Here is a 20613-nt window from a genome sequence, read left to right as displayed (position 1 = left end):
TCCTCATACCTTTTCCACGTCGAGCCTACCCAACAAGCCGGTCGGCCGGAACAGCAGAATTAGCACCAACAGCCCGAAGGCCACCACATCCTTGTATTCGGCTGGCATGTAGCCCGACGCGAACGTCTCGGCCAGTCCCAGCAGCACGCCGCCAAGCATCGCGCCCGGAATGCTGCCAATGCCGCCGAGCACCGCCGCAGTAAACGCCTTAATGCCGGCCGCGAACCCGATGTACGGATTCAGCTTGCCGATCGACAAGCCAATCAGCACGCCGCCCACCGCCGCGAGCATCGCCCCCAGCACGAACGTAAATGAAATGACCCGGTTCGTGTCGATGCCAAGCAAGTTCGCCATTTGCATGTCCTGCGCGCACGCGCGGCAGGCACGGCCCATTCTCGAGTGCCCAATGAATAACGTGAGTGCGATCATCAGCACGAGCGTCACGCCGACGATGACCAGGCGCGAGTACGGCAGTGTCACGTCGAAGCCGTCGCCGAACTGGAATTCGAGCGCGCCGGAGATGAGCACCGGCACCGACAGGTCGCGCGATCCCTGACCGACCTGCACGTAGTTCTGCAAAAAGATCGACATGCCGATCGCCGAGATCAACGGCACCAGCCGCGGTCCGCCGCGCAACGGGCGGTATGCGACGCGCTCGATTGCGTAGCCGTACGCGCCGGTCACCACCACCGACACCACTAGCGCCACGCCGAGTACGAGCAGCAGCGGATAACCTGCTTGCACGCCGATCGCCGTGAGCGCGACCAGCCCCACGTACGCGCCGATCATATAAATCTCGCCGTGCGCAAAGTTGATCATGCCGATGATGCCGTACACCATCGAATAGCCAATCGCGATCAGTGCATAGATTGCGCCCAGCGTCAAGCCGTTGACCAACTGCTGGGCGAATTGAGGAAAAAAGTCGTTCATGCGGGAGTCCCCGTGGGTGCCGGCACGGCATTGCCCCACATCGCGCCACGCATCAGACGCAGTGCGGCAGTGACACGTGCTAACGCGCAAGTATGCCGCTCGCAGAGCCGGCATGCAGCCGGTGTGGGCCCCGAGGCGGCGTAGGCGGATCAGTTCGCGACAGTCTTGCTCGCATCCTTGTGCCAGGTGTAGACCACGAACTTGAACGACTTCAAATCGCCCTGCGCGTCATAGGCCACCTTGCCGATTGGCGTGCTGAACGTATGCTGGTGCAAGTACGCGGCCACCTTCGCCGGATCCGTCGACTTGCTTCCCGTGATCGCTTGGGCAATCACCTGCACCGCCGCGTAGGCGGGCATCTGAAACGGCCCGTTCGCGTCACGCTTCTTGTCCGCAAACGCCTTGACCAGTGCCGCGTTGGCCGGATCCGCCGTGAAGTCTGCCGGCAACGTCACCAGCATCCCTTCCGAGGCCGGCCCCGCAATCGCCGTCACGTCCTTGTTCCCCACCCCTTCCGGTCCCATGAACGTAGCCTTCACCCCCTGCTCGCGCGCCTGCCTCAACAACAGCCCCATCTCCGGGTGGTACCCGCCAAAGTACACGAAGTCCACCCCCTGCGACTTGAGTTTCGTGACGATCGCCGAGTAATCCGAATCACCCGCGTTCAGCCCCTCGAAAATCATCACTGGAATCTTGGCCGCCTCCAGGCCCTTCTTCACCGACGTCGCGATCCCTTGCCCGTACGACTGCTTGTCGTGCAGCACCGCCACCTTCTTCGGCTTTACATGCCCGATGATGTACTGCGCCGCCACCGGCCCCTGCTGGTCGTCTCGCCCGATCGTGCGAAAAATGAAGTGCCGTTTCTTGCCCTCGGTCAGCTGCGGCGCCGTCGCCGACGGCGTCACCATCACGGTCCCCTCGTTCTCATAGATATCCGAGGCTGGAATCGTCGAACCCGAGCACACGTGCCCGATCACGTACTTAATGTGCTGGCTCACCACCTTGTTGGCCACCGCCACCGCCTGCTTCGGTTCACACGCGTCGTCCAGCAACACCGCCTCCAGCTTGTTGCCCCCGGCTCCTCCCGCCGCGTTGATCTGCTCAATCGCCGTCAGCGCGCCGGCCTTGACCATGTCGCCGTACTGCGCCACCGAACCGCTCATCGGTCCCGCAATGGCAATCTGCACCGTCTCCGCGTGCGCCGCCGCGCTTAGAGCAAAACAGGTAACCGCAAAGCAGATAGAGGAAAGACGTGACAGCATGTTCAGGGCGCTCCTCGATTGTAGGTATCAGTCATTCGGCAAACGAAATGACTTGCGCAATCGAACAATACCCGCAGCGGGACGCGATTGGCGTCCGTCGATGGGACTCGGGCCTGCGATGAAGACAGCTTGCGCGGGACCCGACGTGCGACCGCCTCCAAGTTGGAGGCCTAGGTTCGGAAAGACAACGTGCGTCTTGTATTGCGCAAGCGATTCGCCTGCCCCGCTCACCACGCTCGCGCACCGGAGGTTGTTCCAGCTGCGGCCGGCAAAGCTGGGGCAATTATAGGAGCGTTTTTCGGTTGTCAGGTAGAAAACCTTCGGAGAAAAGTTAGAATACTTGCCCCACGGACTTTCCCTCCCAGGGTGCGCGACGCGTGGCGCGATGCTCGCCTCGCGCCCGTGTTCGGAACACATTGGTGGCACGATCGATATCGTCCTCTAGGCGGGGTTCAAAGCGCTTGGTCCGCTCGCAATGCGGCACGCCAAGACCACCCGGACCGGCGCATCACGCCGGCCGAAATGGCCGCCAGCGGATCGTGCGCGTCGTCGCCGAAGCCCCCGGACAGCGCACGATGATCGAATCGATCGATGAAACAGGGCGAACGTTGAGGAGCACGGTCAAATGGATCAACCTGTCCGGCCTGGGTCAGCAGCTGTTTTGACATCGAGCGCAGGTAGACATGCCTGCGCTCGGCGCGGCGTCACGCGGCGTTCACCGCGTCCTTGAACGCCTTGCCGGGGATGAACTTGACGGTCTTGGCTGCGTCGATCTGCATTTGCGCCCCCGTTGCCGGATTGCGGCCGATACGCGCTGCCCGGGCGCCCGTGCCGAACATGCCGAATCCGATCAATTGCACGGCTTCGCCGTTGACAACCGTCGTGGTCACGGTACCGATGATCGCACCTTGTCCATCCGACCTGGCACGACTGCGTGTAGAAACGAGCGCCGCACGTGCGACAGTGGCACCTCGGTTGGCCAGGAGGTCGGCGGTGCTCCCGCGGTGGTATCGCCGTTAATGAGCGACCGGTGCAAGGCACACGCGGCATCTACTGAGTCCACTCCCGCCATAGCGTCAGTCTGTTGCGTTCCGGATGCCGACACGCGCTCGGAGTCTCCTTCCATAACGCGCGCTAACGTAGCGCGGTCGCCGCCGATCAATAGGTTTCCAAATGCAGGCGTCCTTCACGTCTGAGGTCGGCCCACACCCGCTGCCAATCCAATCCATGGCACTGTGCAATGTCCCTGAGCGCGAGCAGCACCCCTTCTTCCATTCCCTTCAGGCCGCACACATAGACATGGGTATTGCGGTCCGCCAGCCATGGCCCCACGTCGGCCGCTCTTTCGCGCAGGGCATCCTGCACGTACCGCTTCGGCCGTCCCGGCACGCGCGAGAATGCAAGGTCGGCATCGATGAAACCCTTGGGCAAATTCGTCAGTGGCCCGAAATAGGGCAACTCCTGCGGCGTGCGCGCGCCAAAGAACAGCATCAGCTGGCCGGCCGCGCCGTCGCATTGATGTCGGCGGCGATATTCGGTCATCGCACGCATCGGCGCGGCGCCCGTACCAGTGCAGATCATCAATAGGTGTGAACCGGAGTGGTTCGGCATCAGGAACGTACTGCCGAATGGACCGATCACCGCCACCCGGTCACCTTTGCGCAAATCGCACAAGTAATTCGAACACACGCCGCGGGTAGGATTGCCATCGTGATCGCGCATCACGCGCTTGACCGTGAGCGATACATTGTTGCAGCCGCGTCGCTCTCCGTCGCGCGGATTGGCCAGCGAATATTGGCGCGCGTGGTACGGCCTGCCGTTGGGCGCAGCGCCCGGCGGCACGACACCGATCGATTGGCCTTCGAGTACGGGGAAGAACGTCGTGCCAAAGTCCAGCACGATGTGATGGATGTCGCTGTCGGCAGTCTCGTCCGTCAAGCGATAGTTGCCCGCCACAACTGCCGTAGCGGGCGCCTCCTGTTTATATAAATTCACATGCGCTCTGGCCGCCGACCACGGCGGCACGCTGGCACCCCGCAGCACGTCGCTGCCGCTATCCGACAAATGTTCCAACCGGTGCGAAACGCTCGCGACGCTCACGCCGGCGCCCTGCTGGGCGATCGGCTGCTGAGACGGGAGTTCGTCCCAGGCAAACTGGGCGTCGATACTGTACGCATCGGCCTCGGACACCTGGCGCCAATTGTCGATCGCGCCGGTCGGACACGGCGGCACACACGCCATGCAGCCATTGCAGACCTGCGCCTTCACGACATAGTTGTTCTCATCGTGCGTGATCGCATCATTCGGGCACGTCTCCTCGCACGTGTTGCAACGGATGCAAATCTGCGGATCGATCAAGTGTTGATTCAACATAGCCATCGGCGCCGGCGCATTTCAGCGGTCAATTAAACCTGACATATTCGAAGTCGATGGGCTGCCGGTTGATGCCCATCACCGGCGGCGCGATCCAGTTTGCGAACCGGCCCGGCTCGACCACGCGGCCCATCAGCGAGGCCACGAACGCGCGATCCTCCGGCGTCGGCAGCCAACTCGCCTCGTTGGCCGTCCATTCGGCTTCGTCGATCACCCGACCGTCCGGCGACACGCGCATGCCGGCAAACGCGCCGATTTTGCGGTTGAATGCCTTGTGCGGCACGCTCAGTCTCGACTCGATGCCCGCCTTCTCCAACACCTTGTTCCAACGGTTAACGCCGGCCATCGAGTCTTTGATATAGTCGTCACGCAGCACTTCGTTTATCGCGTTGAGCATCGGCACCTCGCGCTCGACCAGTTGAGCGTCGTGCACGTCGAGTAGCCGGTAGTGCTGTGTATCAAGCCGATGATCGTCATCCCGCTTGCTTTCCTCAAAACGCCCCTTCAAACCTAATGAGTAGAACGCCGCGGCATTGGATGATTGATCTGCGCCGAATAGGTCGATGGTCACCGAGTAATGGAAGTTCAGATAGCGCTGGATTGTCGGCAAGTCGATCACGCCCGCCGCCCGCAGTGCACTCACATCGTCTGTACGCAGCGTGTTCATGACCTGGGCGGTACGCTGGATCACCCGCGACACGCCAGACTCGCCGACGAACATATGGTGCGCCTCCTCCGTCAGCATGAAGCGGGTCGTGCGGGCCAGTGGATCGAAGCCCGATTCGGCCAACGCCGACAGTTGAAACTTGCCGTCGCGATCGGTGAAGTACGTGAACATGAAAAACGCCAGCCAGTCCGGCGTGCGTTCGTTGAACGCGCTAAGGATGCGAGGATTATTTTCGTCGCCGGAGCGGCGCTCCAGCAGCGCCCCCGCTTCCTCGCGGCCGTCGCGACCGAAATAGCGGTGTAGCAGGTACACCATCGCCCACAGGTGCCAGCCTTCCTCGACGTTGACCTGAAACAGGTTACGCAAATCGTACAGCGATGGCGCGGTTAGCCCGAGGTGCCACTGCTGCTCAACCGACGCGGGCTCGGTATCGCCCTGCGTGACGATAATGCGCCTCAGGTGCGCGCGATGCTCGCCGGGCACGTCCTGCCACGCCGCCTCGCCGCGGTGCTCGCCGAAGTGGATCTTACGGTCGGGCTCGCCAGGCGCCAAAAAGATGCCCCACCGGTAATCTGGCATTCTGACATAGTCGAAATGGGCCCAACCGCCGGGCTCGACGCTCACCGCGGTGCGTAGGTAGACGTTGTCGAGTTGACTACCGTATGGCCCCATGTCATTCCACCACGAAGAAATTCGGTTGCCACTGCTCGAGCGCACGCTGCAACACGCGGTCATCGGCCAGGTTGACGTTGTTGGGGATCTTGTCGCTGTAGTTGATCGAAGACATGATCGATTCCTTGATCACAAAACGTTGCATGCATGCGCCAGCAACTCGCCTCAAACGCGGGCGACGTCGAACTGAGGCTTGGCACCCTTACCATAGGCCTTCAACGCACCTTTGTCGCCGGCCGCGTTCGGGCGATTGAAAATCCAGTTCTGCCATGCACTAAGGCGTCCGAAGATCCGCGACTCCATCGTTTCGGGCCCGTTAAAGCGCAGGTTGGCCTCCAGGCCGGTCAACGCATCCGGCGACATCGCGGCGCGTTCCTCGAGTGCGATGCGGATCTCATCGGGCCAGTCCAGGTCGTCAGGCGCGGCGGTGACTAGACCTAGTCGTTCTGCCTCCAGCGGATCGACCGGCATACCGATCTTGTCGCGCAGCGCCTCGAACAACGCGTCGTCGCCGTAGAAGCGCCGCGCCAGCCGCGACTGCCGCGTGACCATGGGGTACAGGCCGAAATTGGCCTCAGACAGCACGATCGCCGGCTGCTGCGACGGGTTGTCCGGCAGCGCCTGCATGTAGGAGCGGTCCGCCGCGAACGCGAGTTCGGCGAGTATGCCGACAAAGCATGACCCGGATTCATCGTGCGCAGCGACAGGATCGCATCATCCAATTCGCGGCCGAACCGCAGCGGCCACCAGTTGGCCCCGGCCGCAACGATTGCATCAATGTCCGCGGGCTGCGGCCCACACGGCGCCTTCGCGGTCAACGTCGCGATGCGCGCGGCCCGGTCCAGCGTGACCGCGAGCGTCTGGTACGCGATGCCGTTGTCGCGGGTGCTGCGCTCGATCGGGGTCAACGCGACGCCCCGCGCGTCGCAGGGACGATCGCTTTGTGCCGCCAGTTCAAGCGCGCGCGCCTGGACTGCCTGTGCAAACTGGCTAGGCTTGACCACCTCGTCGACCAACCGCCATTGTTTCGCGCGCTCGCCTCGAATGCCCTCCACCACAGTGCAGAACAAATCAGCCCGGTCGTGTCTGACCTTGCGCTTGTCGGTCAGCCGCGTGAGGCCACCGGTGCCAGGCAGCACGCCAAGCAGCGGTACCTCCGGCAACGCGACAGACGATGACCGGTCATCAACAAGCCAGATCTCGTCGCAAGCCATCGCTAGCTCGTAGCCACCACCGGCGCACGCACCATTCACGGCGGCCAAAAACTTCAGCCCCGAATGGCGCGATGCATCCTCAATGCCGTTGCGGGTTTCATTGGTGAACTTGCAGAAGTTGACCTTCCACGCATGCGATGACATGCCGAGCATGAAAATGTTCGCGCCGGAGCTAAACACCCGCTCTTTGCTGCTCGTGAGCACGACGGCGCGTACCTCGGGGTGCTCGAAGCGGATACGCTGCAATGCATCGTGCAGCTCGATGTCCACGCCCAGGTCGTAGGAATTGAGCTTGAGCTTATAGCCGCTGCGAATGCCACCCTCCTCATCCACATCGAGCGCCAGCGTCGCCACTGGACCGTCGAAGCACAGCTTCCAGTGCTTGTAGCGCGACGGATCGGTACGAAAGTCGACGGGAGCAGCAACGGGTTCCAGCGGGGCCATAGGCGTCTCCGAACAAGGCAGCACACAATTGTTTTTGAATTATATTGCACAACAACATCAATTCAAAGACGAAAAATGAATTCTATTTCATATTTCCATTTATTATTCAGCTGCTTACGATTCATAATCCGCCGATAGCCGTACGGCCAGCCGATCGCGCAACTGCAAATAAGCATCGGCCAACGTCTTGTCGTTGGTATCGAAGCTCAGGTCGGCCCGGCCGTACAGCTCACCGCGCCCCGCCAGAATCCGCTTTAAATCTTCCATGGCTTCGCTGCTGCCCGACATTGGGCGCAGATCACCTTGGGCGATGACGCGACGCATATGCTCATCCGGACTAGCCTGCAGCCATACCGTGAAGCAATGCGCGAGCAGCACGTTGAACGTGGCCGGCTCTGACACAAGGCCGCCCGTTGTCGCGATCACCACGCGCGGATGTTCGGCGATCACCGCCTCCAGTGCGCGATGCTCGTAGCGCCGATACGCGTTAGCGCCATATAGCGAGTGAATGTCGGACGGGGAGCCCCCGGCTAACTGTTCGATCACCCGGCTTAGCTCGATAAACGGCACCTTGCGCTCTTGCGCCAGCATCCGGCCAAGCGTGGACTTGCCGGCGCCTCGCAAGCCGATCAGCGCGAGCCTATGGTTCCGGTCGGGGTCGCGCCGCACCTGCTCGAACAAGTCAGCGAGCGCCACGCGTGCGCGCTGCAATGACGCCGGATCACGCCCGTGCAGCAACTGGCGAATCAACAGCCATTCGGCCGACGATGTGGTCTCGTCGCTAATCACTTCCGCGAGCGGACAGTTCAAAGCCAGCGCGATCTGGCGCAGCACCAGCACCGAAGCGTTACCGACGCCGGACTCTAAATTCGCTAGATGCCGCTCTGACAAGCCGGTTTCAGCCGCCAGACTCTTGCGCGTCATCCCGCGGCGCGCCCGCAGCAACCGCACCCGCTCGCCCATGGCAGTTAGAAACGGATCGCGCGAATCACGTCCGGCGCCCGAACCGTCGTTGGCCGGCAACTCGGGACCGCGCTCAACGGACGCATCGGCAAGCCGCGATGTATCACTGTGCTTCATCTTCAGCCACGTTTGTCACTCTGTCACTTTATATGCACTATATTGCTTGACAATGGCATGCTCAACGACTAATTTCATCGCCATCGCACTGAATGATAACCGTGGCCAGCCACCGGCATCGCATCACGGCGGCATACCAATGCCGCTGACCGACGCCCGCAACGCTATCCCGGAGACCCGCATGTCGCCACAAGACTTTCACCGCATGATCGCGCGTGTAACGGAACCGTTGGCCGGACGTGAACTTGACGGCGCGCTGGCTGACTGGCTCAATGCCCGCTGGTCGCCGCAGAGCGCCGAATACCGCGAGCTGGCGCAAGCCTGTCAGGCCGGCGTCGCACAGGGTTGGATGTGCAACCGCGAACACGCAGGCATCCGTTATGGCCGGATTTTCAAACCCGACGCCAGCACTAGCGGCTTTTCCGTCGATGTCGTCGACATGGCCGATGTGGCCGGCCCACATCACATCCATCCGCACGGCGAGATCGACCTGATCATGCCGATTACGCCGAACGCAACATTTGACGGCCACGCTGCCGGCTGGTGCGTCTACGGTCCCGGCAGCGAGCATCGGCCAACGGTCTCGAACGGCCGCGCGCTGGTGATGTATCTGCTGCCCCACGGCGCAATCGAATTCTCCCCCGCCTGATTGGCACACCAGGCTGCACGGCATGCTCGGCGGCCCACCGCTTGCGCGCCTGCCGTGCGCATGCTTGCGCGCTGGCGTGTCATGGCCCCTTTCGCGTCATTGTCGGAGGAAAAATGCAAGCCTTAAGAGAGTCCCACGCTGGCGCGACGATCTCGGCCAGCTCGCCGCCGGCCCAGTTCAACTTCGCCACGCATCTGTTCGATTTGAATCGCCAGCGCGCGCAGCGACTGGCCTACATCGACGACGCCGGTACACTGACTTATGGGGCGCTGCAGGAGCATGCACGCCGCTTCGCAAGCGTCATGCGCGCGCGGGGAGTGCGGCCGGAAGAGCGGATTTTGCTGGTGATGCTGGACACCGTCGAGTTGCCGGTCGCGTTCCTCGGCGCGCTTTATGCTGGGGTGGTACCGGTCATTGCCAGCACGCTGCTCGGCCCAGGCGAATACGCGTACATGATCGCGCACAGCCGCGCCCGCGTCGTCATGGCTTCCGCGTCGCTGCTGCCCGCTGTCCTGCCGGCACTGGACCAGGCACAGGCCGATTCGTGTGAGCTGATTGTCAGTGGCGTCGACCACGGTGCGATGCCGGCATCCCGCGATGATGCTGCGCCCGTGTTGCAACACTTGCTGGACACCGCGATGCCCATGGCCGAGCCGATCCGCAGTAGCCGCGACGACATCGCGTTCTGGCTCTATTCGTCCGGTTCGACCGGCAAGCCGAAGGGTACCGTGCATACCCACGCCAACCTGTACTGGACCGCAGAACTGTATGGCAAGTCGGTGCTAGCCATCAACGAGCATGACATCGTATTCTCGGCGGCCAAGCTGTTTTTTGCCTACGGATTGGGTAACGCGCTGACATTTCCACTCTCGGTCGGCGCGACCACCGTGTTGATGGCCGAACGCCCCAACGCAAACGCGGTGTTCGCACGACTCGTGCGGCATCGCGTCACGATTTTCTATGGCGTGCCCACGCTGTACGCGAACATGCTTGCTTGCCCGCGCTTACCCGCGCGCGAGCAGGTGGCGCTGCGCATCTGCACGTCCGCCGGCGAAACGCTGCCCAAGGCGATTGGCGAGCGATTCAGCGCGCACTTCGGCTGCGAGATCCTGGATGGCATCGGCTCAACGGAAATGCTGCATATTTTCCTGTCGAATCGGCCGGGCGACGTCGAATATGGCACCACCGGCACGCCGGTGCCCGGCTACGAGGTCGAACTACGCGACGAAACTGGTGCGCCCGTCGCGGACGGCGAGATCGGCGACCTGTTTATCAAGGGCTCCAGCGCGGCGCTGATGTACTGGTGTAACCGCGAGAAATCCCGTACGACGTTCCTCGGCGATTGGTTACGCAGCGGCGACAAATTCCGCCGTCAGTCCAACGGCCGCTATGTGTACGCGGGCCGTAGCGACGACATGCTCAAGGTCAGCGGCCAGTACGTCTCGCCCGTCGAAATCGAGATGTCGCTGGTGTATCACGACGCGGTGCTAGAGGCCGCCGTCGTCGGCGTCGAGCACGACGGTTTGTTGAAGACGCGCGCGTTCATCGTGCTCAAGGCTCACGTGAGTGCCTCGGATGCGTTGGCCAACAAGATCCGGGCATTCGTCAAGCAACGGCTCGCACCGCACAAGTCTCCGCGCGAAATCGTGTTCGTCGACGAGTTGCCGAAGACCGCAACAGGTAAAATCCAACGCTTCAAGCTGCGAGCACGAACCTGAGGTCTCCATGCATCATTGCGCAAGTTCCGCAAAGGCGCACACCGCCGAAGCCAGCACACCAGGCCAAGTCACCGCCGATGGTGGGCTAACGACGCTGCCCGCCGGCGCGACGCACGGCGCGCTGCAGATCGAGTATCGTTGGCTGAACCGCACGCGCTACGACGCACCGATCGCGGTATTCTTGCATGAGGGACTGGGCAGCGTGGCGATGTGGAAGGACTGGCCACAAACGCTGTGCGACGCGCTCGGCTGGCGCGCACTGGTCTATTCGCGGCCCGGCTACGGACGTTCCACGCCGCGCGAGCCGGGCGTTAAGTGGCCCGTGCAGTTCATGCACGAGCAGGCTTACGACGTGCTGCCGTCACTGCTCGATGCGCTAGGCATCGACGCGGACGCGCGAGCGCGGATGTGGCTTATTGGGCACAGCGACGGCGGCTCAATCGCGTTGCTGTACGCCAGCGCGTTTCCTAACGCGCTGGCCGGTGTGGTCGTCATCGCGCCGCACGTGATGGTTGAGCAGGTATCGGTGGACAGCATCGCGCAAATGAAGATTGACTACGAGTGCAAGAGCCTGCGCGACAAGCTTGCGCGCTACCACGACGATGTCAATTCCGCATTCTACGGCTGGAACGACATCTGGCTGGATCCGGCGTTCCGTAACTGGAACATCACCGGCGTGCTACCGTGCATCCAATGCCACCTGCTGGCGATCCAAGGCTACGCCGACAAGTACGGCACGATGGCGCAAATCGATATGATCCACCACAATGTCCGTCACGCGCGGCTGGCCAAGCTGCCCTCCTGCGGCCATTCGCCGCATCGAGACGCGCCGGCCAAACTCAATTGGGTGATCGCGGATTTTGTTTGCGCCGCCACAAGCTTGAGCGGACCACCACGGCCGCCTTGCTGCGCCACGCTCACAGCTCGAGCGGCAACGCACTCGTGCACTTGATCTCGTCCAAACATACACTTGAGCGCACTTTGCTCACGCCCGGGATCTGCAGCGTATCGAGTAGAAACGCCGACAACGCCTTTAAGTCCCGCGCCACGACCTTCAATACGTAGTCGATGTCCCCTGTTACCGAGAAGCACTCTTGTATCTGCGCCAGTTCGGCAACCAGTTCGCGAAACCGCGCCATATTGTGGATATGTCCGCGCTCCACCGTCACATGGATAAACGCGACGACGCCAATGCCCAGTTGCGGTGCATTGAGGCGGGCCTCGTACCGTTTGATCAAGCCGAGTTCCTCCAGGCGCCGATGGCGGCGCAGCGTCTGCGCCGGCGACAGCCGTATCGCCTCAGCCAGTTCCAAGTTTGAAGCACACGCCTGTTCCTATAGTACGGTTAATAACCGGCGGTCTGTACGATCGAGCTTGAGTACCTGCACTTGGCTTTCCCGTTCGCTGCAAAACACAAAACTTTATAGCATAAGCAAGGGTTTGCCCCGGCGGAGTGCACAATACTATTTCCCGGCACACTCGATAAACTCAGCCTGTACTCAAGGGCCGTGCGGCCGGCCGGCAACCCCCATCGACGCGGCACCGCGTCTCATTCCACAAGAATAGAGGGAAACATGGCAGTAGCAGACAATACAGATACCGCGCTCAAGCGTGGATTGAAAAACAGGCATATCCAGTTAATTGCGCTAGGCGGCGCCATCGGCACCGGTTTGTTCCTGGGCATCGCGCAGACGATCCAAATGGCGGGACCGTCAGTATTGCTAGGCTACGCATTGGCCGGCGGCATCGCTTTTTTGATCATGCGGCAGCTCGGCGAGATGGTGGTCGACGAGCCGGTCGCCGGCTCGTTCAGTTACTTCGCCGACCAGTACTGTGGCCGCTTCGCAGGCTTCCTGTCCGGTTGGAACTACTGGGTACTGTACATTCTCGTGGGCATGGCCGAGTTGTCGGCGGTCGGCATCTATATCCAATATTGGTGGCCCGGCGTGCCAACGTGGGCCTCAGCGCTGGCGTTCTTCGTGCTAATCAACGCGATCAACCTGGGCAGCGTAAAATCATACGGCGAGGTGGAATTCTGGTTCTCGATCGTCAAGGTGGCCGCGATCGCCGGCATGATCGTATTCGGCGCCTACTTGCTGTTGTCCGGCTCGGCGGGCCCGCAAGCGAGCATTGCCAACCTGTGGCAACACGGTGGTTTTTTCCCGAACGGCGCCAATGGTCTGGCAATGTCGATGGCGGTGATCATGTTCTCGTTTGGCGGCCTAGAGTTGGTCGGCATCACGGCTGCCGAGGCCGACGATCCGCACAACAGTATCCCGCGCGCCACCAACCAGGTCGTCTACCGAATCCTGATTTTCTATGTCGGCGCGCTCGCCGTGCTGCTGTCGCTCTATCCATGGCAGAATGTCGCCAGCGGCGGCAGCCCGTTCGTGATGATCTTCCACGCGATGAACAGCAACGTGGTGGCCACCGTGCTCAACGCCGTGGTACTAACCGCCGCGCTGTCAGTTTATAACAGCGGGGTCTACAGCAACAGTCGGATGCTGTACTCGCTCGCTCGGCAACGCAACGCGCCGCGCGCGCTCGGCACGGTGAACCGGCGTGGCGTGCCGGTCGCCGCCCTCGCGGTATCGGCGGCGATCACCGGCGTGTGCGTGGTCATCAATTATGTGATGCCGGCCCGGGCGTTTGAACTGTTGATGGGATTGGTGGTATCAGCGCTGCTGATCAACTGGGCCATGATTAGCATCATCCACCTGCGTTTTCGGCAGCACAAGCGCAGGACTGGCCAAACGAGCCACTTCGCCAGCGTCGGCCATCCGTTCACGAACTATCTGTGCCTGACGTTCCTTGCTGCGATCCTGGTCGTGATGTACTGCACGCCGACGTTGCGCCTGTCAGTCTACCTGATTCCTGCCTGGCTGGCGGTGTTGGCGATAAGCTATCGCTTTCGCCGGCCCGGTGCGCCGTTGGCGATATCCGGGGACCTCTAGGCGATAACGTCTTACCTTTTCAGGCTATTCCATGTTCGAACACGTCGAAGCGTTTCCCGGTGATCCAATCCTGTCGCTCAACGAGGATTTCCAAGTCGATCCTCGAGCCGACAAAGTGAATCTGAGCATCGGCATCTATTTCGACGCGCACGGCAAGCTGCCAGTGATGGCTGCTGTGCGCGATGCGGAGCATGCGCTGGCCGGCGAGATCGGACCCCGTCCCTACCTGCCAATGTCGGGACTGCCTGCCTATCGCGACGCAGTACAGCAGCTGGTGTTCGGCAACGCATGCGGCGCGCGCGCCGATCGGCGCATCGCGACGCTGCAGACGCTGGGCGGCTCGGGTGCGTTGAAGGTCGGCGCAGACTTCCTGCAACGCACCTTCCCCGACGCGCAGGTGTGGATCAGCGACCCCAGTTGGGAAAACCACCGCGTGGTATTCGAACGCGCCGGCTTCACGGTGAACACCTACCCGTACTACGATGGCGCCACCGGCGGCTTGCGCTTTGACGCGATGCTCGATGCGTTGCGCGCGATTCCGAAGCGCCATATCGTGCTACTGCACGCGTGCTGCCATAACCCGACCGGAGTCGACCTGGACCGCGACCAATGGCGCGAGGTCATCTCGCTCATCGAGCAAAACGAGCTGTTGCCGTTCGTCGACATGGCGTACCAGGGTTTCGGCACAGATCTGGACGATGACGCCTTCGCGGTGCGAGAGCTGGCCGCGCGCGGCCTATCGTGCCTGGTCGCGAACTCGTTTTCAAAGAACTTCTCGCTGTATGGCGAACGCTGCGGCGGCCTGAGCGTCGTGTGCCAATCCGCTGACGAGGCAACGCGCGTACTCGGGCAGCTGACCGGCGCAGTACGAGCTAACTACAGTAACCCGCCGACCTACGGCGCTAAGGTGGTCCACAAGGTGCTCTGCACGCCAGCGCTACGCGCGTCGTGGCAGTCCGAGCTAGCGTCGATGTGCAAGCGCATTGCCGCGATGCGTCGTGCAATCCACCAGCGGTTGCAGGGCCGTGTCGTCGACGATACATTGTCACGCTATATCCAACAGCGCGGTATGTTCACCTATACCGGGCTGAGCGCCGCGCAGGTGGACCGGCTGCGCACCGAGCACGGCGTATATCTGGTTCGCTCAGGAAGAATGTGCGTCGCGGGCCTGAACGAGCAGAACGTCGGCATGGTCGCCGACGCCATCGCGAGCGTGCTGCGCGCGTGACGGCTGTTCTTCCTGTCGCCGCAATTGGCGCGCTTCAGCGCGCACCACCCCGACATCTCAATCGACCTGCTGCCAGTGCCGCATCTCGTGATGCCTGTCCAAGCGCGAGGCCGATCTGGCGATCATGCCTGTGCTAGCAGATGAAGTATTCGTCACGCGGCGCTTCTGGCTATGCTGCCGCAAGGATTTGCGCAAGCTACGCCGCATCACGTCCCTGTGGAACTTACCTGCGCGCGGTCGCCGACGCCAACCACGCGTTTCTGATAGGCGACAACGCCCAGATGGTGTACGTGCCGGCGTGAAACGGTGAATAGCCTACACCGCCGCCGGCCATGATCGTATAAGTGTTTCGGCATGAGCCGGTAGCACGACAGGCAGCGTGGCCAGCGGTAACGTCAGGGAAAGCAGACGTTTGTACGCGAGTCAGAAAAAAGGTTGTGGTGGAAACAATAATCTAAAACCGCCGACTTCACCTCTATTCTCAAGTTGTGCAGATTTGTGTCCAAGTTTAACTGGTTGTCCTGGGTTGTCTGCGCACTATCCATGGCACCGCTAGGCCGGATAGAATCGGCTAGTGCGACACAAAAAAGACCATGGAAGACGTACTGCTTAAACATAAGGTCCTGCTAAGTGAGGATGACGACCCGCTCGCGCAGTGGGTGCGCGAGATCCTCGACAGCGACAAATTCTTGGTCCATGAGGTCCGGCGCGGGAACGTCGCGCTAGATGCACTGCGCGAGCACCATCTCGCGCTGATGATCCCGGACCTGTTGCTGCCGAATCTGAACGACATGGCCGTGTGCCGCCGCATCCGCAAGCTGCTCAGCTTGCCGGCGCTGGTCCTGACCGCACGCGTGGACCTCGACGCTCAGGTCGCCGGCCTGCAGACCGGCGCAAACGACTACAGGGTCAAGCCCATCGAGCTGCGGCTGCTGATCGCGCGGGCGCGAGCACGAGCGCTGCTGTGCCGGATGCATCCGGCGCCGGCGGCAGTTGGCGCCCCGCCGATCGGCGACGCGCTGAAATCCGACAAACTCGTGATCTCGCCGCCGAACCGCAAGGTCACATGGCGCGGCAACATTCTGAAAGCACTGCGCGGTATCGAATTCGGCGCACTGGACCGTTCCGTCAGTTCCAGCATCTCACCACTCAAGCGACGCTTCGCAGACGCTACGTCAGCGCCGTGCAAGCTCAAGACCATCTGGGACGCGGCTACCTATTCAGCCCGTTTGCGTGGGAGGAGTCAATGCTTCGTTCGCTGATCCGTCTGTACTTGGCCATCATCGTCGTCGCGGGCGCTGCCATCACATTGGTCAACGTGTCGTTCGTTCGTATTTTTCACGAGCGCGCCAGCGAGCAGGCGCGCAATTCGCTGACCACTTACGCGTTCGTGCTGACCGACTTTCTCAAGCGGCACGCCGGCGATCAGCGCACCGCGGCGCTACGCGAGTTGAGCAAGCATGGCAACGAGGGCCTCAGCTTCATGACATGGCATGACGTCGAGCGGTTGCTCGAGGCGCGGCAGTCGAGCGAGCTACGTGCCGGCAAGATCGCGCTGAGCATGGGTACCAAGCATGACGACATGCCAATGCCAGACGGCATGGTCGTGCACGCCAGTCCGGAGGAGCCGACCCATCTGGACCTCCAGATCTACGCATACGGATTTATCGCGTTCGCCACGCTGCTGGCCGTCTGGACATGGATTCATTACCACTGGCGCGATCTACACAAGCTCGAGGCCGCCGTCCGTGCATTCGGCGCAGGCAAACTGTCCACGCGGGCCCAGGTATCCAGCAAATCCAACATCTATGCGCTGTCGCGGCAATTCAACGAGATGGCCGAGCAGATCGAGGCCTCGATCCTGCAACAGCGTGACATGATGTACGGTATTTCGCACGAACTGAAGACGCCGCTGGCCAGGCTCAAGTTTGGGCTGGCACTGCTTGCATCGCCGGACTCGCCTGAGCGCCAGCGCGAGCGCCACGACGCGCTGCACGCCGACGTGCGGGAACTCGATGATTTAATTACCGAATTGCTAACGCTATGCCGTCTTGAGCAGCTGGCGCCGCATAAGACGCCGACGTGCGTGGCGGTCGACGAACTGCTCTACAGCGTCGCCGGCAGCGTCGCGCATGACGTCGGCGACCGAGGGCTGACGCTATCGGTATCGATACAGGGCTCGCCACAACGATACGTATGTGACCCAAAGCTGGTTGCCCGCGCGTTATTGAACCTAGTCCGCAACGGCCTGCGCTATGCAAACAGCAACATCACGCTGAGCGCGACGACTGACGCGCATGGCGCGCTGCAGCTTGTTGTTGAGGACGACGGCCCGGGCATCCCCGTTGAAGATCGGCAACGGGTATTCGAGCCGTTCTACCAGTCGCATTCCAGCCGCGACCTGCAAACCAGCGGCTTCGGCTTGGGACTGGCGATCGTGCGACGCATCGCGCTGCTGCACGGCGGCCGCGTATGGCTCGAACAGGGTGCGCTCGGCGGCGCGCGCTTTGTCATGACGTTGCCTGCGCTGCCGGGTGAGGAACCCTAACGATCGCTATCGGAGCGAGCACCCGCCGCTGCGTGAAGCGGCCTCTAGGTCGCTTCGACGAAAGCACCGCGAATAAGTCAAACTGTCAGCGGCATGGCGTTCACCAATGCATCCAGCAGGTTCACGTCAAGTCTACTTGACGTGAACTTGGATCGTCTGGCTCATTTCTGGTCCATACGAGCGATGCGCGCCGTCAGCGAACTGCATCGTCAGCGTATGATTGCCGGGCGGCAGCGTGACGTCCGTTTCCGTCTGGCCCTTGCCGTAATGAATCGAATGATCATTGGCCGGCACGACTTCACCGCTGGGCAGCGCTTGATCGTCGATCAGCAGGTGATGGTGGCCGGTTCCCGGGGTCATGTTGCCGGCCGGCACGACCTTCATCCCTTCCACCGCGAACTTCAGATGGACGGGATTGCTAACCTGTGCGCCATCCTTCGGCTCGACAAAGCTCACGCCGGCGGCATGCGCGGCGACACAGCCCGCGAACAGCGCTGACGATAGCGTAGTACGGCACAGTAACTTCACCAAGACACGGATCATGACGAATTGCTCCTTGTGGCAAGAAAACAACGCGGGATGCGACCGTGCCGATCGGCCACGACCGGCTTCAGCCGCGCTGTGCAAAGTATGCCATGCAAGCCTGCCGGGCCTCCCCGACGCATGCCGGTGAACCGTGACACCGATTGATATCGGTCAGAACTCGACCATTGCGAAGTCCGCCTTACCGACGTCGCAAAGCGGGCACCGCCAATCGGCCGGCACGTCGTCCCAACGGGTCCCAGGCGGGATCCCGTCGTCCGGCGCGCCGTGCGCCTCGTCATAGACCCAGCCGCAGATCACGCAGACCCATTGCCGAAACGCGACCTCGTCTGACTCCGCCGAAGCCGGCTGGGCTGCTGCGGCGGTATCGAGCCTTACAGCGGGGCCCACCTGACGTGGTGCGTCACGTGCCGAGTCGTGTCTGGCCGCCGGTGCATCCAGCGATACGATAAGCGGTTGAGCCGGCGGCGTTGCATTAGCCAACCTGGCGTGCAATTGCCGATACAGAGTCATCGCCTCGTCTGGGTCCAGGTCGATCCAGTACGGCTCCCCTGCATGGTCGTTGAGCCGGTTAGCGGTGAATTGAATCTCGACAACAGCGCCTTTCTTATACATATGGAAAATCGTGACAAGGAGGAAAGCGCGACGCTCCGACCGCCAGCGCGAAGCCGATATTCTATCGACAACATCCAGTTGAATTGTGTCATTGGCATTGTCAATCGGTTTCGTTATTCGCAACATCGCGCCGCCAATCCAGCGCACGTCCACTTTCACGCACCCGGACATCCAGCACGGCGGCGACATCGACACCACTCAGCGGTGTCGGCACCGGAATCGGCGCGTCGGTCGACGCGGTAGCCGCTGCCGGGTCCGGCGCGGGTTCCGGCGAAACGATGCATGCATCTGGCCTAGCGCTACGCAGCAACTTGCTCACGATATCATCAAAGATCGTCATCGCTTCCTCCGCAGACTTGAAACACCGAGCGGCAACGGCAGTCCCAACGGCGCTCTTCTATGCTACGAGACGCCGTAACAATGGTTCCGCCATTTATATTGGATATTCTCAATGGCCAGTGGCTACGCGATCGCTTCTTCACGTCGAGCGTGTTGGCCCGTAGCGCGCTCTCCATGCCATGCTTGCCGCCCTCGAACCCAGTGCTCGATCTCCGAAAGCGACAGTCCAAAGGCTCCACTGGCTTCGGCCACCGTCGTCTTGCCCTGGACGATGTTCAGCACCAGCGCGCTCTTGCGCTTGGCCGTCTAACGCTTGATTTCCTCTTCCATCCTTGTACTCGTCATCTTCCTTTTCCCGAAGTATGACGTGTGCAGGCTTCCGGTGGGTCAATACACGCGCCAGTTTTACCAGGTGCACCCTCAGCGCTTCATTCTCATGGTCCGGCTTCGCTTCGTCATGCAACACGCTGCGAGACAGCCCGACAAGCCGGCAGGCGCGGCGCTCTGAGATGTTCATCTTCTCCCGAATCGCCGCCACTGCCTGGCGCTTGGCTTGCGGCTCAAGGCTTTGCCTTGACGACAACCTTCAACGCTTGCATATCGAGCATCGCCTCGGCCAGCAGCTTCTTCAGCCGCGCGTTCTCGGTTTCCAGCTCCTTGAGCCGGCGTGCTTCCGACACCTCCATGCCGCCAAACTTCGCGCGCCACGTGTAGAACGACGCGTCGCTGAACCTGTACTGACTGCACAACTCTTTGACCAGCATGCCGGCCTCGGCTTTCTTCAGAAACCCGATGATCTGTTCTTCCGTAAAGCGCTTTTTCATGTTCGTCTTCTTCGAAAACGAACTTTACTAGGTGCTGGCTAGCCCTGTTTGCAAAGGGCGGGTCAGTGCCTCAGCTTTCCCACTCATCTAGTTTACAGGCTAAGATGGGACCAATAATCGCCGTGGGTCCTGGGCTAAGCATTTCTCCGTGGCGACAGTGAACGTCACGAACCTCTATCTCCCCGAACACATACGGTTTCCACGCATCAGGCGTGACAAGCGTTTCACGTCCCGCCTCTGCTACCGTGGCTCGAAACAATAGCGCATCACCGCCATACTGAGGTAAAGAATAATCTCTCACGATACGCCCATTATTCTTTGCAATTTCCTCGGTATTTTCCAATAAACGCTCATCCATCGACGAGACTAACTCATTGCCATAGTGGGCGGCAAACACCTCTCTAATCATCGCTTGGTCAAGTTGATTTTTTTTCTCTGCAAAGGCGTTGCTGCTTACAAGAGGGGCACTATCCAGTAACGCCAGCAACGCCACTTTTTCGCCCTGGTGTTCGAGTCGAACAGCCATGCTATGCGCCACATTGCCGCCGAAGCT

General features: G+C 61.4%; 16 protein-coding genes and 7 pseudogenes. 8 read left to right on the top strand and 15 right to left on the bottom strand.

From position 1 onward, the window contains the following. Positions 1-3: 3 nt before the first annotated feature. The 8 genes and pseudogenes from livH to KQH55_RS14665 all read right to left on the bottom strand — a co-directional run bounded on the left by livH (position 4) and on the right by KQH55_RS14665 (position 8642). Positions 4-930 (bottom strand): high-affinity branched-chain amino acid ABC transporter permease LivH, encoded by a 927-nt coding sequence (gene livH, locus KQH55_RS14705; RefSeq protein WP_076794189.1) that lies wholly within the window; start codon positions 928-930, stop codon positions 4-6. Positions 931-1079: 149 nt separating this feature from the next. Then, positions 1080-2192 (bottom strand): branched-chain amino acid ABC transporter substrate-binding protein, encoded by a 1113-nt coding sequence (locus KQH55_RS14700; RefSeq protein ID WP_076794188.1) that lies wholly within the window; start codon positions 2190-2192, stop codon positions 1080-1082. 452 nt (positions 2193-2644) lie between these two features. After that, on the bottom strand, positions 2645-2860 hold the full coding sequence (locus KQH55_RS14695) for a hypothetical protein (protein WP_170872334.1): 216 nt from the start codon (positions 2858-2860) through the stop codon (positions 2645-2647). Positions 2861-2896: 36 nt separating this feature from the next. After that, positions 2897-3175, bottom strand: a complete 279-nt coding sequence (locus KQH55_RS14690) for an HU family DNA-binding protein (protein WP_235091539.1) — start codon at positions 3173-3175, stop codon at positions 2897-2899. A 175-nt stretch (positions 3176-3350) separates the two neighbouring features. After that, the gene (gene boxA / locus KQH55_RS14680) at positions 3351-4571 is read right to left on the bottom strand and encodes a benzoyl-CoA 2,3-epoxidase subunit BoxA (RefSeq protein WP_235091508.1); all 1221 of its coding nucleotides are present in this window, start codon (positions 4569-4571) and stop codon (positions 3351-3353) included. 22 nt (positions 4572-4593) lie between these two features. Then, positions 4594-6019, bottom strand: a pseudogene (gene boxB, locus KQH55_RS14675) (benzoyl-CoA 2,3-epoxidase subunit BoxB). A 50-nt stretch (positions 6020-6069) separates the two neighbouring features. Next, positions 6070-7562: pseudogene (locus KQH55_RS14670) on the bottom strand (enoyl-CoA hydratase-related protein). Positions 7563-7676: 114 nt separating this feature from the next. After that, a complete protein-coding gene (locus KQH55_RS14665) occupies positions 7677-8642 on the bottom strand; it encodes a helix-turn-helix transcriptional regulator (RefSeq protein ID WP_139337283.1) in 966 nt (321 codons plus the stop codon). A gap of 181 nt (positions 8643-8823) precedes the next feature. Here KQH55_RS14665 and KQH55_RS14660 point away from each other — a divergent pair, with 181 nt between their 5' ends. The 3 genes from KQH55_RS14660 to KQH55_RS14650 all read left to right on the top strand — a co-directional run bounded on the left by KQH55_RS14660 (position 8824) and on the right by KQH55_RS14650 (position 11961). Beyond that, positions 8824-9291 carry a DUF4863 family protein gene (locus KQH55_RS14660; protein ID WP_235091507.1) on the top strand — a complete coding sequence of 156 codons (468 nt, stop codon included), beginning with the start codon at positions 8824-8826 and terminating at the stop codon, positions 9289-9291. 113 nt (positions 9292-9404) lie between these two features. Then, positions 9405-11009 (top strand): benzoate-CoA ligase family protein, encoded by a 1605-nt coding sequence (locus tag KQH55_RS14655; RefSeq protein WP_235091506.1) that lies wholly within the window; start codon positions 9405-9407, stop codon positions 11007-11009. A 7-nt stretch (positions 11010-11016) separates the two neighbouring features. Then, the gene (locus KQH55_RS14650) at positions 11017-11961 is read left to right on the top strand and encodes an alpha/beta fold hydrolase (RefSeq protein WP_235091505.1); all 945 of its coding nucleotides are present in this window, start codon (positions 11017-11019) and stop codon (positions 11959-11961) included. Here KQH55_RS14650 and KQH55_RS14645 read toward each other — a convergent pair. After that, positions 11927-12397: pseudogene (locus KQH55_RS14645) on the bottom strand (Lrp/AsnC family transcriptional regulator). The gene KQH55_RS14650 and the pseudogene KQH55_RS14645 overlap by 35 nt on opposite strands. Positions 12398-12583: 186 nt before the next feature. On the opposite strand from KQH55_RS14645, the gene KQH55_RS14640 reads away from it, so the two are divergent. The 5 genes and pseudogenes from KQH55_RS14640 to KQH55_RS14620 all read left to right on the top strand — a co-directional run bounded on the left by KQH55_RS14640 (position 12584) and on the right by KQH55_RS14620 (position 17739). Next, a complete protein-coding gene (locus tag KQH55_RS14640) occupies positions 12584-13963 on the top strand; it encodes an amino acid permease (RefSeq protein WP_076794178.1) in 1380 nt (459 codons plus the stop codon). Between the two features lie 31 nt (positions 13964-13994). Further along, positions 13995-15191 (top strand): amino acid aminotransferase, encoded by a 1197-nt coding sequence (locus KQH55_RS14635; protein WP_076788004.1) that lies wholly within the window; start codon positions 13995-13997, stop codon positions 15189-15191. Between the two features lie 6 nt (positions 15192-15197). Then, positions 15198-15493: pseudogene (locus KQH55_RS14630) on the top strand (hypothetical protein); the annotation flags it as partial. 291 nt (positions 15494-15784) lie between these two features. Further along, positions 15785-16434 (top strand): annotated as a pseudogene (locus KQH55_RS14625) (response regulator); the annotation flags it as partial. Positions 16435-16437: 3 nt separating this feature from the next. Further along, entirely contained in the window at positions 16438-17739 is a 1302-nt protein-coding gene (locus tag KQH55_RS14620) for an ATP-binding protein (RefSeq protein WP_235091538.1), read from the top strand. Positions 17740-17871: 132 nt separating this feature from the next. Here KQH55_RS14620 and KQH55_RS14615 read toward each other — a convergent pair whose 3' ends face one another. The 6 genes and pseudogenes from KQH55_RS14615 to KQH55_RS14590 form a co-directional block, all read right to left on the bottom strand. Next, on the bottom strand, positions 17872-18282 hold the full coding sequence (locus KQH55_RS14615; RefSeq protein WP_076794173.1) for a DUF4399 domain-containing protein: 411 nt from the start codon (positions 18280-18282) through the stop codon (positions 17872-17874). Positions 18283-18435: 153 nt separating this feature from the next. Further along, positions 18436-18897: a rubredoxin gene (locus tag KQH55_RS14610; protein ID WP_076787993.1), complete on the bottom strand. Its 462-nt coding sequence runs from the start codon at positions 18895-18897 to the stop codon at positions 18436-18438. 100 nt (positions 18898-18997) lie between these two features. Continuing rightward, positions 18998-19237, bottom strand: coding sequence for a DUF3597 family protein (locus KQH55_RS14605; protein ID WP_083703593.1), 240 nt, complete (start codon positions 19235-19237; stop codon positions 18998-19000). Then, positions 19224-19521, bottom strand: a pseudogene (locus KQH55_RS14600) (hypothetical protein). Before KQH55_RS14600 ends, KQH55_RS14605 begins: the two are co-directional and overlap by 14 nt. 172 nt (positions 19522-19693) lie before the next feature. Then, a pseudogene (locus KQH55_RS14595) lies at positions 19694-20060 on the bottom strand (transposase); the annotation flags it as partial. A 70-nt stretch (positions 20061-20130) separates the two neighbouring features. Then, positions 20131-20613, bottom strand: a 483-nt coding sequence (locus KQH55_RS14590; protein ID WP_235091503.1) for a thioesterase domain-containing protein, incomplete at its 5' end; no start/stop codon positions are given.

Source organism: Mycetohabitans sp. B3 (genome assembly GCF_021498065.1).
Taxonomy (GTDB): Bacteria; Pseudomonadota; Gammaproteobacteria; order Burkholderiales; family Burkholderiaceae; genus Mycetohabitans.
The sequence above is the reverse complement of the archived record's forward strand: the minus strand, read 5'-3'. Positions and strand labels throughout refer to the sequence as shown.